The 15,639-nt window shown below is 55.5% G+C and carries 13 protein-coding genes and 1 tRNA gene; 8 read left to right on the forward strand and 6 right to left on the reverse strand.

Features of this window, described 5'->3' with window-relative positions; all coding sequences use genetic code 11:
- Nucleotides 1-111: 111 nt before the first annotated feature.
- From psbQ to AMR42_RS02315, 4 genes are all read right to left on the reverse strand, one after another.
- Nucleotides 112-552 carry a photosystem II protein PsbQ gene (psbQ, locus tag AMR42_RS02300; RefSeq protein ID WP_099531862.1) on the reverse strand — a complete coding sequence of 147 codons (441 nt, stop codon included), beginning with the start codon at nucleotides 550-552 and terminating at the stop codon, nucleotides 112-114.
- 109 nt (nucleotides 553-661) lie between these two features.
- The gene (locus AMR42_RS02305) at nucleotides 662-1,516 is read right to left on the reverse strand and encodes an alpha/beta fold hydrolase (RefSeq protein WP_099531863.1); all 855 of its coding nucleotides are present in this window, start codon (nucleotides 1,514-1,516) and stop codon (nucleotides 662-664) included.
- Between the two features lie 130 nt (nucleotides 1,517-1,646).
- Nucleotides 1,647-2,468, reverse strand: a complete 822-nt coding sequence (locus AMR42_RS02310; protein ID WP_143472899.1) for a hypothetical protein — start codon at nucleotides 2,466-2,468, stop codon at nucleotides 1,647-1,649.
- Nucleotides 2,469-2,536: 68 nt separating this feature from the next.
- Nucleotides 2,537-3,436, reverse strand: coding sequence for a pentapeptide repeat-containing protein (locus tag AMR42_RS02315; RefSeq protein WP_099531865.1), 900 nt, complete (start codon nucleotides 3,434-3,436; stop codon nucleotides 2,537-2,539).
- Between the two features lie 222 nt (nucleotides 3,437-3,658).
- Here AMR42_RS02315 and AMR42_RS02320 point away from each other — a divergent pair, with 222 nt between their 5' ends.
- The 6 genes from AMR42_RS02320 (at nucleotide 3,659) to AMR42_RS02345 (ending at nucleotide 11,154) form a co-directional block, all read left to right on the forward strand.
- Nucleotides 3,659-4,573, forward strand: a complete 915-nt coding sequence (locus AMR42_RS02320) for a GUN4 domain-containing protein (RefSeq protein WP_099531866.1) — start codon at nucleotides 3,659-3,661, stop codon at nucleotides 4,571-4,573.
- Between the two features lie 156 nt (nucleotides 4,574-4,729).
- Complete coding sequence (locus AMR42_RS02325; protein WP_099531867.1) at nucleotides 4,730-6,091, forward strand: Mur ligase family protein; 1,362 nt, start codon at nucleotides 4,730-4,732, stop codon at nucleotides 6,089-6,091.
- Between the two features lie 169 nt (nucleotides 6,092-6,260).
- Nucleotides 6,261-7,856, forward strand: a complete 1,596-nt coding sequence (locus AMR42_RS02330) for a tetratricopeptide repeat protein (protein WP_099531868.1) — start codon at nucleotides 6,261-6,263, stop codon at nucleotides 7,854-7,856.
- A 60-nt stretch (nucleotides 7,857-7,916) separates the two neighbouring features.
- Nucleotides 7,917-9,560, forward strand: coding sequence for a tetratricopeptide repeat protein (locus tag AMR42_RS02335; RefSeq protein WP_099531869.1), 1,644 nt, complete (start codon nucleotides 7,917-7,919; stop codon nucleotides 9,558-9,560).
- 43 nt (nucleotides 9,561-9,603) lie between these two features.
- Nucleotides 9,604-10,410: a type 1 glutamine amidotransferase gene (locus AMR42_RS02340; protein WP_190356168.1), complete on the forward strand. Its 807-nt coding sequence runs from the start codon at nucleotides 9,604-9,606 to the stop codon at nucleotides 10,408-10,410.
- A gap of 543 nt (nucleotides 10,411-10,953) precedes the next feature.
- Nucleotides 10,954-11,154: a hypothetical protein gene (locus AMR42_RS02345; RefSeq protein WP_099531870.1), complete on the forward strand. Its 201-nt coding sequence runs from the start codon at nucleotides 10,954-10,956 to the stop codon at nucleotides 11,152-11,154.
- Between the two features lie 208 nt (nucleotides 11,155-11,362).
- Here the strand turns inward: AMR42_RS02345 and AMR42_RS02350 are convergent, their stop codons facing one another.
- Nucleotides 11,363-13,585, reverse strand: a complete 2,223-nt coding sequence (locus tag AMR42_RS02350; RefSeq protein WP_099531871.1) for a tyrosine-protein kinase domain-containing protein — start codon at nucleotides 13,583-13,585, stop codon at nucleotides 11,363-11,365.
- Nucleotides 13,586-14,008: 423 nt separating this feature from the next.
- Here AMR42_RS02350 and AMR42_RS02355 point away from each other — a divergent pair, with 423 nt between their 5' ends.
- On the forward strand, nucleotides 14,009-14,464 hold the full coding sequence (locus tag AMR42_RS02355) for a DUF2996 domain-containing protein (protein ID WP_099531872.1): 456 nt from the start codon (nucleotides 14,009-14,011) through the stop codon (nucleotides 14,462-14,464).
- A gap of 332 nt (nucleotides 14,465-14,796) precedes the next feature.
- On the opposite strand, the gene AMR42_RS02365 is transcribed toward AMR42_RS02355, so the two are convergent.
- Nucleotides 14,797-14,869 (reverse strand) — tRNA-Arg (locus AMR42_RS02365).
- Nucleotides 14,870-14,928: 59 nt separating this feature from the next.
- Here AMR42_RS02365 and moaC point away from each other — a divergent pair.
- The gene (gene moaC, locus AMR42_RS02370; protein ID WP_099531874.1) at nucleotides 14,929-15,507 is read left to right on the forward strand and encodes a cyclic pyranopterin monophosphate synthase MoaC; all 579 of its coding nucleotides are present in this window, start codon (nucleotides 14,929-14,931) and stop codon (nucleotides 15,505-15,507) included.
- Nucleotides 15,508-15,639 lie beyond the last annotated feature (132 nt).

Here is a 15,639-nt window from a genome sequence, read left to right on the forward strand (position 1 = left end):
CTTATCCCGAACTGACGTTAACTTAGATGATGCTTTCATTGCTCTGAGATAGCCCTTCGATCGCACCGATTAGATCGAAGGGCTGACTGAGGAATCGTTTACGAAAACGAACTATTGCGGTACAACGCTCAGGAATTGATCGAAGGCTTTGACAGCCGCCAAATATTCATTGCCAGCGCGTTTGTAGTCAAACTGACCCGCAAATTCATCCATTGCCACTAGGTGTTTAAACAGATCCTTGGCGGCAGCTTCGGCGGTGGCGCGATCGCTGCCCTTCAAGCGGCGGCTGACTCGGCTCAACCGTTCGCGCAACTCGCCCAAGGGGCCATGGACAAAGGTTTGGATTTCGCGCCAGCGCTTGCCTTCGATGTAGCTTTCCAGTTCCGGCAGCCGATCGCGCATGTCTTGCACGCCGGGCACGAAAATTTCAATTTGCGATTTTTGGGCGCTGGAGTAGGTTTCTGCTTGGGCAACGGGGGCAAAGCCCAAGCTGGTGAGGGCGATCGCCGCCGCCATCACCAGGGCCAACAGGGCCGAACGAAGTCGAATCATGGGGTTCTCGTTAAAAAAAGTGCGGGAAAAATCGAATGATGAACAGGCTTGTGGCCCATTCGTTGGATCACTGAATTGTAACGATATGTATCGACATCCCACCCGCCTGTCAAGTCGCCATTCGCCGGAGAAAGGGAATCAACGCCTCTGACACCTTTTCTGGCCAGTCCTCTTGGGCGTAGTGACCCGTTTCGCTCATCTCCACAAACTCGCAGTCGGCAATGGTTTTGGCGGCGGCCTTGGCGGCTTCCACCGGCAACCAAGGATCGCTCGTGCCCCAGGCTACCAAGGTCGGTTTTTCCCAGCGGGTCAGGCCTTCGGTAATTTCTTGCACAGTCTGTTTCAACCGCAGGTTTTGCAACACCGCCAGCAGCGCCCGCCCCGCTCCGGAACTGGTCAGGAACGGCCGGCGATACACATCCAAATCCGCATCATCCACTTGGTAGGGGCCGCCACCTTCTAACAGGCGATCGACCAGCAGCGGATCTTGGGTCATCATGTCGCCTACCAGCGGAATCGCCATTTGGGAAATTTTCCAGGGCAGCTTGGCATCGGGGAAAATCGGCCCGTTAATGATCGCCAGCCGCTCGACGCGATCAGGATTCCGCAAGGCGTACTGAATCCCCAGGGAGCCAAAAAATCCCTGGGCCACGATCGAGACGCGATCGAGATTCATCGCATCCAAAAACTGCTCCAGCAACCCAATCAGCGCATCGGGCGTGTAGGCAAAATCCAGCCGCTCGGGGCGATCGGACGCACCAAAGCCGGGAAAGTCCGGGGCGATCGCCCGGAAGCCCTGTTCCGCCAAGGCGGGTAACACCTTTCGCCAGCTATAGCCAAAGGCCACCAACCCATGGAGCAGCAACACAGGCGGGCGATCGTTGGGCGACTCGGGCACAACCTCGCGATAGACCCAGGTGTAGTCACCGGCTTTCACCGTTTGTTCTGGAATGCGTTTTGCCATCACGTCCTCACACAGCAAGTTGGGTTCCGTCTATCAAACACTAAATCTTGCAAAATCCAGCAGGGTGCTCGACGCGATCGCGCGACTCAATGCCTAATCATGTGGCTATGGATTCTGATCACAGACTGGGCTATGAATTATTGAGAAATTGCTGAATGGTTCGACGAACAGTTAACAGATGGTGTTGATTGATATGCAAGCCAGAGATAATAATTGGTGAGCGCTTGAGTTGAGTCGGGAACTGAATGCGAGCGTTTAGATTTTCATTGGAGTGATCATGGAGACTTAGATAAAAACAAGGCTTCTTGGTAAAGAGTGATGATTCTTGGAGCTTGATTTCAGAAATTTGGCTAAGAGGCGCTTCAATAGTCTTAGAAATCTTGAATAGGTATTGTTTGAAGATCGTGACTCGATCGCTGGTTTTGTCAAATGCGCAAGTAATCAGCATTGGGGTAGTCACTCCTTGAATTATCAAAAATAGTCCAGGGAGCAGAAACATTAAGCCACTCATTAACCCTTCAAGATAATCATCTTGAACAACGCTGAGTATTTTGATCTGAGAGTTCTGAATGAAGTTATTGATTTTATTGGCAATAATTTCTTGTTTGTAACTAACAATAATTCGATGGTTAACTAATTCTAGTTCGGGTGTTTTAGAAAAATATAGAACTACACCAACGCCGCTGGTTCTGCGAACGGATGCACGCATCAAGGGTTCACGAATTATTAGGGTATTTTGTCCCAAGTAGCCATCAATTATTCGTTGACAGACCATTGATTTTGGATTAGTTGCCAATCGCTGACAATTGAGCGTGGTTCGATTGCTGACGGCCAGTCCCACAATCAAGCCGACGGTGACAAAAGGAAGCCCCAATAATCCTAAACCCAGCCAATTCCAATCGCGATCGCGCAACTGTAACCGATTGGGTGTTTGATCTACAATTTCGATCATGGCTAGGGATGATGAATTTTGGGGCTATCTTGAGTTGCGATCTCGATTCAGAATTACATCAGAAGTCATTAGGTTGATTGATGTGGTTTGGCAAGGCGATCGCAGTGCTGACTCCAAGCTATGGGAGTAAACTGGGCACGCTCTGGCTCCCGATCGCTGTAATTTTCACCTAAAAAAAGATACTCACAGGCACTATCTGTCCAGCAATTTTGGGAACCTAACTGCCAGTTAAACACACAAATTCCAGTTAGGGTTGCGCGCAAAAAATTCGCATTTTGTAACTGGGCATTGCTGAAGTTGGCTCCAGTTAAGTTGGTCGATCGAAAAAGAGTACCCGGTATTTCCTGCATCAGACGATGGAGCCAGAACGCTGCAATGACTGCAATGAGTAATGGAGCAATAACCCCCATAACTGCCCATCCTGTGAACCCTGACAAAGGCCCAAGAGCATTGCCGGTTAGCGTAAATGAAAGGCTAAATAGGCTGAATAGCAACCCCATCATAATCAGAAGGCTGACGGCTGCCATATTGAGGATTAGCGTTAGGCCTGGCCAACGAACTTCAACAGCGTTGCGAATTGATTGTGAAAATATCCAAAAGAGCAACGAGAAAAAACCTATTAATCGCTCAAATCCTACTTGATCAAGACCAAGGGCCTCCGCCAGGTGAGCACAGGCAAAAGCAATGATAATTAGAACGATCGCCCCCAGGACTGCACAACCCAGTTGCCGTAGCAGTTGGCGACTGGTTTGGCCCGTGATGACCCCTGTAAAATTAGCATTGCTTAGGTCTGCATCGGAAAAGTCACATCCTCTGAGGTCTGAGTAACTGAAATCTGTATTAGCCAGGTTTTTGCCTCGAAAGGAAAAATTTTTCAGGTTTTGATTTCGATAGCTATTGACTGACTGGGGAGAATCTGGCCAGACTTGATCTGGTCTGGAATCATCGTAATTCATGATTTTGCCCATGGTCTGACTGCGGCAGGCTACAGAATTTTGGAAGGTTACTAGATGATCTGTGCTAGCCTGATCTCAGCATAGCCAATATTTTCAGAAAATGGCCAATTGTGTACTCCCATTCATTGAAATTAGTTTTTTATTCATGTTCTGTTTATGAATCTTTCTTAAAAAGATCAAAATAAAATCTCTATTTGAGTTCGACAAAGTGATCAATCATTGCGAAGTTGTTCAATGAAAGCGGGTGATATTTTGAGTGAACATCAATCGGATTACCAGGCTTCTAGTGCGATCGTCCTATTTGGCTTGCCAGAGCTATTGCAATGCTTTGTCAGTGGTTCAGAAGCCAATCAACTCTCCGCCGTAACCATTGCCATGCAGCGGGGTCTAGAAGGAATTGCTTTAGTGGTTCGTGCTTTGAAATCGCCCAATCCATTAGTGCAACAAGCGGCGATCGAGCAACTCTTGGGTTGCACTGAAGCGATCGCCTTGGAAGGCTTATGGCAGCATTTCCAATTACCTGACTTGAGCGATCGCGATCGCTATTACGAGTTGCAAAGCTTACTGGCCAAGCAACAATGGCAGGCGGCAGATGATTTAACGATTGCTCTAATGAAGGCGATCGCCGATCGATCTAATCTCTGGTTGCGAAAAAGTGATCTTCAGAATTTTCCGCAGAGTAGTTTGGTCGCGATTGATCGCCTCTGGCGGATCTACAGTCGCGATCGCTTTGGGTTTTCCATCCAAGCCCAATTATGGAATGCTTGCACAGCAGAAACCTGTAAGCCTTTCAATTATTCCCGCCAGGATTTATGTCACTGCTTTGGGGATGCTGTGGGCTGGCAAGTCGAAACCTATGATGGGTGGCATGTGCCGGACTACGACTTTAAGCGGCGAACTAAGATTCCCTACGATCTCAGCGCCCCGATCGGTCACTTACCCAGTACCTTTGCCCTCGGTGGGGGTGAGTCTCAATCCGAGTACGATCGCCCCGACACCGAATCAACAATGGGGTTTTATGGGTTTGGTCGCTACTACTACACCTGGAGCCAAGACTCGTTCTTTGGTCACGATTTCCTAAAAGACTGTTTGAAAAGTATCTTGCAGCCCTGGTCAGACCCCAATAGTCTTGGGGGGCAAGAGGCTTAAGACCTTTGTTTGCATTGATCGTTTGTTTGCATTGATCGTTGGGGCAAGTGGTGTCTCAATTGTGGCTTTTCAAACATCGTCTCAGGTTCACAGTCTCCCGCGCGGGGGCCCAGCCGCCGGGTGGTAGGATAGCGGGGGTTTTGCGGACAGGGGTTCATGGCGGGCGCAATCGACAATTTGCGACTAGCAGCGGCAGTGATGGCCGCCCGGGCGATCGCCCTAGCCGTGCGGTTGCTGCGGCGCGGGGCCGGGAGTGTGTTGCCCGGCAGCATTGCCCGCAAGATTCAGCCCAATGCCTTGGCTCTGTTAGCAGCTCAAGTGAAACAGGGCGCGATTTTGGTGGCCGGAACCAACGGCAAAACCACCACGGCCCTGCTGCTGCGAAGCATTTTAGAAAACCAGGGCTATCGGGTGACCCACAACGCCACAGGGGCCAACCTGGAAAATGGTCTGACGGCGGCTTTGCTGGCGGATGCGAATTGGCTGGGGCGGCTCGATCGGGACTTTGCGATCTTGGAAGTGGATGAAAATGTCCTGCCCAAGGTGCTACCGCAAATTCGGCCGCGGATCTTGTTGGCGATGAATTTGTTTCGTGACCAGCTCGATCGCTACGGCGAGGTGGACACGATTGCTCGCCGCTGGGAACGGGCGATCGCCCCGCTCTCCCACACGATCGCCGTGTTGAGCGCCGATGACCCCACCCTCTGCCACTTTGGACAACAACTGGAAGCCCAGTGGGAAGATCTAGCCCGAGTTCGCTACTTTGGCCTCAGTGAACCGGAGCGCTTTTTACCGGAAATTCCCCACGCCGTTGATTCCATTTATTGCCCCAACTGTGGTCACTCTTTGACCTATGAGGGCGTTTATCTATCCCATTTGGGCGATTATCACTGCCCCAGTTGCGGTTTTGCGCGATCGCGCCCGTTGCTGAATAGCCGCGACTGGCCGCAATTATTGGTGGGCATCTATAACCAATACAACGCCATGGCCGCCGCCACCACCGCCCAAGCCCTGGGCATTGGGGAAGCACCCATTCAAGCGGCCATTCGCAATTTTCAAGCGGCTTTTGGCCGGGCGGAATCCCTGACGGTGCAGGGAAAATCGGTGCAAATTTTGCTCTCCAAAAACCCGGTGGGAACCAACGAAACCCTACGAACGGTGGTGGAACTGACGCGCGATCGCCCCTTTTCGCCCACGGTGTTGCTGGTGCTGAACGATCGCACACCGGACGGAACCGATGTGTCTTGGATTTGGGATGCGGACACGGAAGGGCTGGTGGCGACGGGGGCCACGCTGGTGGTCAGTGGCGATCGAGCCTATGACATGGCCCTGCGGCTGGCCTACAGCGATCCCGATCGCCCCGCCGGGCCCGCCACCCTGTCGGTGGAAACCAACCTCAAGGCAGCGATTCAAAACGCCCTCGATCGACTGCCCGACGGCGAAACCCTCTACGTCCTGCCCACCTATTCCGCCATGCTGGAAGTTCGGGAAATTCTCACGGGTCGCGGCATTCTTTAAGTCTTGAGAAAGTTAAGTTTTGAGAAAGTCTTTAGGGACTTCATTGTTTAGGAATTTTCGCTTCAATACAAATCGCGCTACAGACCGCGCCATCCATTGCGCCACAGATCGGGAGATCAAAGATCAGGAGACCACAGATCAGGAGACCACAGATCAGGAGACCACAGCGGTGAAAGGCAGCGTCCAAGATCAGGCGATCGCCCTGGCCCAACAAGCGAACCAAGCCCTGGCGGCAGCAGACTGGTCGATCGCCCTGGCAGGCTATCGGGCGGCCCTCCGGTTGGATCCAGCAATTCCCGGTATTTATATCAACCTGGCGGCAGCCCTGAAGGGATTGGGCAAGATGGCCGCCGCTCGCCAGGCCTGCGCCCAAGCGTTGCGTCTGGATCCGCACAGCGCCATCGGGGTGCGTAATTGGTTAGCCCTGTTGGATTGGGCCGATCGAACCCAGGCGATTCAAGCCTGCCACCATCTTTTGGATCAAATTCCTGAGTCCGCAGCCCTCTACGTAGCCGCTGCCCATCGGTTAAACAATCAAGATCAGTTTCCCGAGTTGATGGATTGGGTGCGATCGCGCCCCCTGCCTGATACTTGGCGCAATTTACCCTCCTTCGATCGCGCGGCGATCGGCTATTGGCAAGGACTCAAACATTACTTTGATGGAGATTTGGCCACGGCAGAAACTTGGTTGCAACAGGCGATCGCCGATGAGGTGACCTACCAACCGCCCCACATTCAACTCAGCCTGATCCTGGCGGAGCAGCGCCGCCTGACGGAAGCCTTAGCCGTTTTGGATGCCGCCTGTGCTCGCTGGCCGGATCATGGCACGTTGCGCCACAACCGGGCCCTCTGTTTGCTCACCCTGGGGCGCTGGACGGAGGGGTTTTTGGAAAATGAGTGGCAGTGGCGATCGGGACAAATGACCAAGCAGGACTTGCCCGGTCAGGAATGGGACGGAACCCCAATTCCCGATCGCACGATTCTGATTTGGGCTGACCAAGGTTTTGGGGACTCACTGCAATGGGCCCGCTACCTTCAGTGGGTTGCCGATCGCTGCCAAACGGTGATTCTGCTGTGCCCGAAAGCGCTGGTACGGGTGATGCGATCGGCTCCAGGGGCGGGATATGTCACCGATGGTGTTTGTGAAACCCTCCATTTCAACACCCATTTACCCCTGTCCAGTCTGCCCCGCTTGACCCAAACCACGGTCGATCGCGTCCCGGCTCCGATTCCTTACCTGTTTCCCACCACCACCGAGCCGCTCCCACTGCCGAAACCGGTGTCGAAACCGGATCAACGCCGGGTCGGGATTGTTTGGGCCAGTGGGTTTCGATCGGGCGATCGCCTAGAAGCCGTCCACCGCCAAAAATCCAGCAGTCTCCCGGAGTTAGCGGCGGCCCTCAATTTGCCCGGTGTGCAGCTCTACAGCTTGCAGGTCGATCGCTCCGATGCGGACGTGGCTCACCTGGCTCAATTTGGAATCATTGACTTGGCTCCGCAGATCAAGGACTTTGCCGACACGGCCGCCTATTTGGCCCAGCTCGACCTGCTGATCACGGTGGACACGGCCATCTGTCACTTGGCCGGAGCGATGGGCAAACCGGTTTGGACGTTGCTCTGTTTTGCAGCCGATTGGCGCTGGCTGCTCGATCGCCCCGATACACCTTGGTATCCCACCATGCGGCTCTTTCGGCAGACCGAGCCTGGTGACTGGTCGGAACCCTTACAGCAGGTGCGATCGGCCCTGCTGGCCGAACAGTTCTAAAGCTTGGAGACTCTGAATTTTGGAGACTCCGCATCTGGGAAGCTCTCAATTTTGGCAACTATGCAATCCTCGCACAGCCATCTTTTGGCCCATTCTCCCGAGGCGATCGCCCAGCTTCAGGCCGGCTTGGCGGCCCAAGGGGCTGAGCAATGGTCAACCGCCCGTCATCACTACCGGCAAGGCATTCAGCAGGATCCCCATTGGGCGGGTCTATACGTGAACCTTTGCGCCACCTATCGAGCCACCCAAGCCACTCAACCAGCGGAACGGGCCCTCGACTTGGCTTTGCGCCTGGATCCACAACTGGGAATCGCCCATTACTACGCCGGACTGCTGGCGCTCGATCAGGGCGATCGGGAAACGGCCCTGCGATCGTTGCAAACGGCCCTCGCCCAGGATCCGGAACTCCCTGAAACCTATCCCACCCTTGGAGAAGTTTGGACAGAGCAAGCAGGCCTAGAACCTTGGCTCGCCTGGTTACGCCAACACCCACTCCCGAAAACCATTCAGCAACTGGCTCCCAAACAACAGGCCGCGATCGCCTTTTGGCAAGGACTGGCCTGGAATGACACTGATCCTGGGCGGGCAGAGCAATGCTTTCGGCAAGCCCTCACCTGGAATCCCGAATTGGGCAATGCTGCCGCTCAACTGGGGCAACTCCTCGCTCACGACAACCGTTTTGAAGAAGCCTTGGCCATCACAGAACAGGCCCTGATGCATCTGCCGGAAGATCCGCACCTGCGACTCAACCATGCCCTTTGCTTACTCTCCCTAGGGCGATGGAATGAGGGTTGGCGGGCCTACGAATGGCGGCGGTATTCGGATCAAAATCCTTGGGTGCAAGCGGCGGGCCCCGAATGGGATGGGCAGCCCTTAAAGGGCACGTTGCTGGTGCTGACGGAACAGGGCTTGGGGGATACGCTGCAATTTAGCCGCTATCTGGCTTGGGCCCGGCAACGGTGCGATCGGGTGGTGCTTTGGTGTCCCCAATCGCTGGTGCGGCTCATGGAAACGGTGGCTGGGGTTGATCAGGTCTTCGCGGGTGACGATTGCCACATTCCTTACCGTGCCCATGTGTCGCTGTTGAGCTTGCCTCGGTTGGCGAGAACCACCGTTGAGCAAATTCCCGCCCCGATTCCTTACCTGCGGCCGATCGCCCCGTTGGTGAATCAGCGCCCGCTCCCGCGCCAAACCTCCCAAGCCTTGGCGGTGGGAATTGTGTGGCAAAGCGGCCCGCACATGAAAGACGCGGCCCGCAAGTGTATGGCACTGGATCCTTTGGCGATCGCCCTGCAATGTCCCGGTGTCCAGCTCTACAGCTTCCAGGTTGATCGCTCCGAGGCCGAAGCCGAGCGTCTGGCGGCCCAGGGAATTGTTGACCTCGCGCCCCAAATCAAGGATTTTGCCGACACGGCGGCCGATCTGGCGCAAATCGATTTGCTCGTCACGGTTGATACGGCCATTTGTCACCTGGCCGGAGCCATGGGTAAACCGGTTTGGACGCTGCTGCCCTATGCGGCCGATTGGCGCTGGTTACGCGATCGCCCCGATACGCCCTGGTATCCAACCATGCGTCTGTTTCGGCAGTCGCGGCCCGGCAGTTGGGCGGAACCCCTCGATCGGGTGCGATCGGCGCTGGAGGGTTGGGTGCGATCGGGCGCTGAACCCTCTCGATCGAACCCAGCATCTCGCCAATCGCGATAGACTGGCTCCGATTCTTCCGCAACCTTGCCCAGGTTTTCTGCCCGTGAGTCTTTCCGCCTTGCCCACCCTCTCTGAACCCCTGGTGATTGGCTGGCTCTATCCCAAGCTAATGAGCACCTATGGCGATCGGGGGAATGTGACCTGTTTGCAGCGGCGCTGTGAATGGCGCGGCATCCCGGTGCGAATTCAAGCGCTCGATCGAGACACAGACCCCAGCCAGTTCACCCAGGTGGACTTGATTGTGGGCGGCGGCGCACAGGATCGCCAACAGGAAATCGTGATGCGAGATCTGCAAGGGGCCAAGGCCGCAGCCCTGAAAGGGGCGATCGAGGCCGGCGTGCCCGGCGTGTTCACCTGTGGCGCACCGCAGTTGCTCGGCCATTATTACGAACCCGGTTTAGGTCAGCGCATCCAAGGGCTGGGCGTGTTGGATTTGGTGACTGTGCATCCGGGCCCCGACGCGCCCCGCTGCATCGGCAATCTGGTGCTGGAGGTGACCGCCGAACGGCTGGCGCGGGAGTTGCGGCTGATGTTGGGGGATGTGCCTTACCTGATCGGTTTTGAAAACCACGGGGGCCGCACCAAGCTGGGATCAGTGGAGCCGCTGGCCCGGGTGGTGCGCGGCTTGGGCAATAACGGCGAAGACCAAACCGAAGGCGCATTTCACTGCAACGCGATCGCCACCTATTCCCATGGGCCCCTGTTGCCGAAAAATCCCTTTTTGGCTGATTGGATGATCCAAACGGCGATTGCCCGGCGAACAGGAGAACCCTGTGCATTGAACCGCCTGGACGACTCTCTGGCCGATCGGGCGCGATCGGTCATGCTCCAGCGCCTCAGTGTGGGGTAGGGGTAAATCGTCGCAAATTTTCCGCGTTAAACCGTCTCTTTCGCAAGGCTCCATTTCAGGATTGAAAACCCCAACCGCCAATCGACAGGGGCAATCATCCACTTTTTCAATCAATCGGTTCAAAAATGCTGGGAAATGGGCTGAAGCGACGAATGGCCGGCTCATGGGGCCATCGTCAGCTTCCGGATTTAAAGATGGGGAGTGATGGCCAGCACTGTCTTCCTTGCAATCTTGCGTTACAAGTAAGAGAGTCAGGGGGCAATGACCTGGTGGATCGCTGGTAAATCACTGGTAAATCATGGGTCGGTGGCAAGGTTCATGGTTGACAGATTTCGTGACCCATCACGGTCACAATGACCTCAGGCAGGGGAAGATGTCAACTTCGCTAGTCTCTGATATCGCGATCGCCCACCTTCAACCTGGCGTGATTGCAATTGCCCCCTCAATTGAGCCTTAGCGCCGCCCTTCGGGTGGGTTTAGCTCTCTCAAAATTGCTCAATGGCAGTGGATTTGCTGCATTGCTTCACTCGTTAGGAGGTTTTCATGGCCCCTTCACTCGCGTCTTCGACTGCTTCCTTACCCGATCGCGCCGCCGTTTGGGAAAGCTTGGTGCAAGCGATCGCCTCTAGCTCCGGTTTTGAACGCTGGCTGGAACAACAACCCAGCACGCCCAATCAACCCACGGTCACGGATTTGCTGGTGCGTCGCTATCTGCGTGAGACCTTGGAAACCCTTGCTTACTAGGTCTAGCTCAGGTTTTTTCCAGGTTTTTTCCAGGATTCAACGTTTCCAGAATTGAACGTTTCCAGAATTAAACGATCGCTTCCAGCGTAGTTGATTCAAATAAGCTCAAATAAGCACCCGAGAGACCAACCCAACAGGGGGATCTCTCGGGTGCTTTGGTTTGGGTAGCTCGTTAGGACGGTGCATCGGGGCGATCGCCCGGCTGTGCCTAGCGTTGTTTCGATCGCGCGGCCACGGAATTGGAAGACGGCCGCACGATCGACCATTCATCCACCGCCGCCATCGGATCGATCGCCTCGGCATCCTCTTCCAGCAGGAGTTCTTCTTCCAACAGCTCAAAGGGCGAATCGGCACTGTCAATGGCAACACCAATTAAGCGAATGGTGCTGGTTTCCTCATCGGTCAACTCATCCAGCCGCTGAGTGAAGGCGGTTTTGTCGGTGTGGCCAGGGCGAGCCACTAAGATCAACCCGTCCGTTTGGGACTCCAACAGCAAGGCATCGTTGGCATTGTTGAGGGTCGTTGCTTCCACAATCACGTAATCAAAGCGACTGCGGGCATCCAGCAGGAGTTGCCGAATTTCGCTAGATTCCAAAATCGCCGCGCAATCATTCTGGGGGCCGGGACTGGGGGCAATGTAGAGATTTTCCACCTCGGGAACCATCCGCGCACAGTTGTTCAAACTGCTGTAGTAGTGGAACGGTTCACGAACCGCATCCGGATCCGGAGCCACGCGCAGGGCCTTGGCAGCGGAGGGAGCGCGCAAATCCAGTTCAATCAACAGGGTGCGTTTACCCGATCGCGCCGCTGCGATCGCCAAGTTATAGGCCACCACCGATTTTCCTTCGCCCACGTCCACACTGCTCATCAACAGCACTTTCAGGCTGCTATCCAGGCGGCGCAAGTTGCTGCGAAATTGTTCATAGGCTTCCCCTGAGGGCGAGGGTTCCACCAACACCGGCAACAGGCCCGGCGCACGGGCAGCCAATTCCGGCAAAATGCCCAGCAGTTTGATATCCCGCTCGGCCAAGGCGCTGCGAATTTCGCTGTCGGCCTGGTAGCGGCGATCGAGCATTCCCAACACCAGCAACAACGCCCCGCTCAAGACCAAACCGCCCGCAAACCCGGCCGGCAGGGTCAAGCGCATGGAGAGCTTTTGCGCAATTTCCTCGGAGCGGATGGCGGCCGGTTGGGCGATCGTCAAGCTGCTGACGGTTTCCGCCTCGGCTGCTTCCGAATCGACTAATTTGGCCTGCATTCGATCGTAGAGCGCTTTTTTCAAGGCCACCTGCTGAGCCAGGCGATCGCGCTCTAGCTGTTTGTTGGGCACGCCTGCATATTCCTGACGCAGTTCCCGTTCCGCCTTCAAGGACAGGGTGAGTTGGCGTTGCAGGGTTTCCTGCTGGGTTTTCAGGGAAACCAAACTGTTGGCTAACTGTTGCCGCGCCGGATCCAGGCTGCTGCTCGATCGAATCCGACTGGTGGCCGCCAACGGTTTTGCCCCCGCCATGCTGCCGCCAACCACCTCTTGGGCCCGACGATTCAACAGGGTCTCTAGGGACTGTTGCCGCTGCATCAACAATTGCATTTGGGGATGCTCCGGCCGCAGGCGTTGGCTTTGGAGCAGCCGTTCCGCCTCCACCTGCTGAAGCTGCACCCGCAACTGAGCCAGCATCGGATCGGAACTGAGAGCCGAAGACACATAGGCATCGTCCACCGACAGGCCCAGCCGCTGTTCCAGGGAGCGCACCTGGGCGGTCACGCCTTCCAGTTGCAGTTGCAGTTGGCGCTGCTGATTCCCGATCGTGGCGATCGACTCAATCAGGGCCCCATTTTGGGCCGCCAAAATTGCCGCCCCTTCCACCCGATCGTATCGTTCCAAATTGCGCTCCGCCGCCCGCAGTTCTCCAATCACCTGCGGCAGCCGGGCCCGAATCGCGTCAATAATTCCCTTCACCCGCGCAGCATTCAGTTGCCGGCTTTTCTCCACCATCAACTTCATGAGGGTGTTTGTAATCTTTTCGCCCCGCTCCCCTTTCTCATCCGTGAAGCGCACTTCCAAGGTTGGCGGGCCGCTTTCTTTTTTCTTTTCCTTTTCGTCACCAGCGTTGGGATCGCGCACCCGCAGGCTTTTGAGCAACAACTCCGGATCCATCCGAAATTCCTTGGCCACGGGCGCGATGATGTCCGGTGCGGTCAAAATGTCTGGCGATAGGGTTTGCCCTTGCTCCACAATCGCCGCTCCCGTTTCCGAAAACGACACCCCCGCCCGTTGGTATGACAAAACCCCCAAAATGCTATAGCGCGGGGGCGGCACGGGTAACAACGACAGTCCCGCACCAACGCCGGCCCCCAAAATTGGGCCCACGGGCAGGATCCACAAATAGCGCTTGAGGGCTAGGGAAAACCGCTTAACCAGGGGCGAGGCCATGATTCAGGAATGAGCAAAGGGTGATCCAACGATAGCAAACCTATTCAAGGGCGACGAAAACAGATCAGGGACGACGAAAACAGATCAAGAACTGGTTTGGGCTGATGGCAGCCGATCGCTGGGCCTTGATTCATTGGCCGATCGCTCATTCCACAGCCGATCGACCGCACCCGATCGACTGGATCGACTGGGCTGTTAGGCAGTGGCCAATCGGTTTGATAATCAGCCCAAAAGTCCAAAGCTAGCCGGAACTTCCCGCCGCTCCGTACAATACTTGTTTAGATTTCAGTTGCTTAGGTTTCGAGACCCGCAAGAACCCCCACATTGCCGATCGCCCGTTGTGGGTCACGTCCCGGCAGTGGTGGTTGAACCTAGGCAACCCGATCGCCCCGCTATTTTCTGCACCATATTTGCTGAACCATCATGGCTGACAATCCGGAAGTGAAAGCGGAAGTACAAGCGAAGGCCCCCGCTGCGGCCCCAAAAGCTGCCCCAGCCAAAGAAAAAGCCCCCAAACCGGAAGACAAGCCCTTTGGCGAATTTATTGAAACCGAATATTTGCCCGCCCTGCAAAAGGCCCTGGTCGATCGCGGTGTGGCCGGCTTGGCGTTGCAGTTTGTGAATGCCACCGTTCCCATCAAAGGGCTGGAAGACAACCAGTGCTCTCAGGTGATTGGTAGTTGGGGCGATCGGGAATTTCGGGTTTATTTCCCCAAGGACGACATCAACGCCACCAAGGGATTTTCCTACACGGAAAAAGGCGGCCCCCACAGCACCCTCGAACCCTTCTTGATCGATGAGCGGAAGGCGAGCTTAGACCTGTTGGTGAATGCCGTAGCCCTTCGGTTGCGGGCCCAAAAGTGGATCGAACGCAACTAGGCTAACTTCGGCGCTTTGCATGGCTCCAGCATCCCGATCGCCCAACCTTGGCTCGGGAATGGGATCCAATCCAGTCCTTTGCGATCAGGGATTTTAAATTATCTCTGATCCATTGGGCTGGGAATGCCGCTGTGCGCTGGTTCGGTTCCTGGATCGAGCCAAGGAACAGCCCAACCAAAACTCAGGTGCTCGACTTGCTGAGGCTCGGTCTATCTCGTCAGCAACTCAGCCTGACTGATCCAACCGATTTCAGCGGGATCGCGAGAACCCCGAAACTCAAAACTGCAAAAGTTCTTAGAATCAGAGCTTTTTAGCGTATTGTTTTCTTGAAACGGGCGAGGAGGGATTCGAACCCCCGACACCGTGATCCGTAGTCACGTGCTCTATCCACTGAGCTACACGCCCTAGCTCGACGGCGGTTAACCGTTTAGCGCCGAACAATCATAGCACAGGTTATCCGGAGCATGACAAGTCTCGACCAAAATTTTTTGGAGCGAGGGCCAAACCCAGCCACTGCCGTTGATTTGGCCGCTGGGGGGGGCGATCGAGCCGTGGCCGCCCCTTCGCTCACCCACCTGGACGGCAGCGGTGAAGCCAGAATGGTGGACATTTCCGCCAAGACGGCCACCACGCGGGAAGCCCTGGCCGAAGCGCGTGTCCGAATGCTGCCCGCCACCCTCGCGGCGATCGAGTCTGGCAATGCCCCCAAAGGAGACGTGCTGGGGACGGCTCGCATTGCCGGAATCATGGCCGCAAAACAAACGGCTAACCTCATTCCCCTTTGTCATCCCTTGCCCCTGAGCAAGGTGCAGGTCACCCTCACGCCCGATCGCGCCCTTCCGGGCTACATCATCCAAGCCAACGTGAAAACCAAAGCCGAAACGGGCGTAGAGATGGAAGCGCTCACGGCCGCATCGGTAGCCGCCTTGACCCTTTACGACATGGCAAAGGCGCTAGAAAAGTCAATGCAAATTGAGGCCGTGCGGCTGATTACCAAAACTGGCGGCAAATCTGGCGACTACCAGGCCCCCGATCGCCCTTGAGACAACAGCAGCCATTTGCTATGGTCTGTGCAACCCTGTGCAAATTTCTGTTGCTAATGGTTGACAAACACTCATCGATCGCAATGAATACCCCTTTTGATCAAGCGTTTTTGACCAGCTCCCTTGAAACTT

The sequence above is a fragment of the Limnothrix sp. PR1529 genome, from assembly GCF_002742025.1.
In the GTDB taxonomy this organism is placed as follows: Bacteria; Cyanobacteriota; Cyanobacteriia; order CACIAM-69d; family CACIAM-69d; genus CACIAM-69d.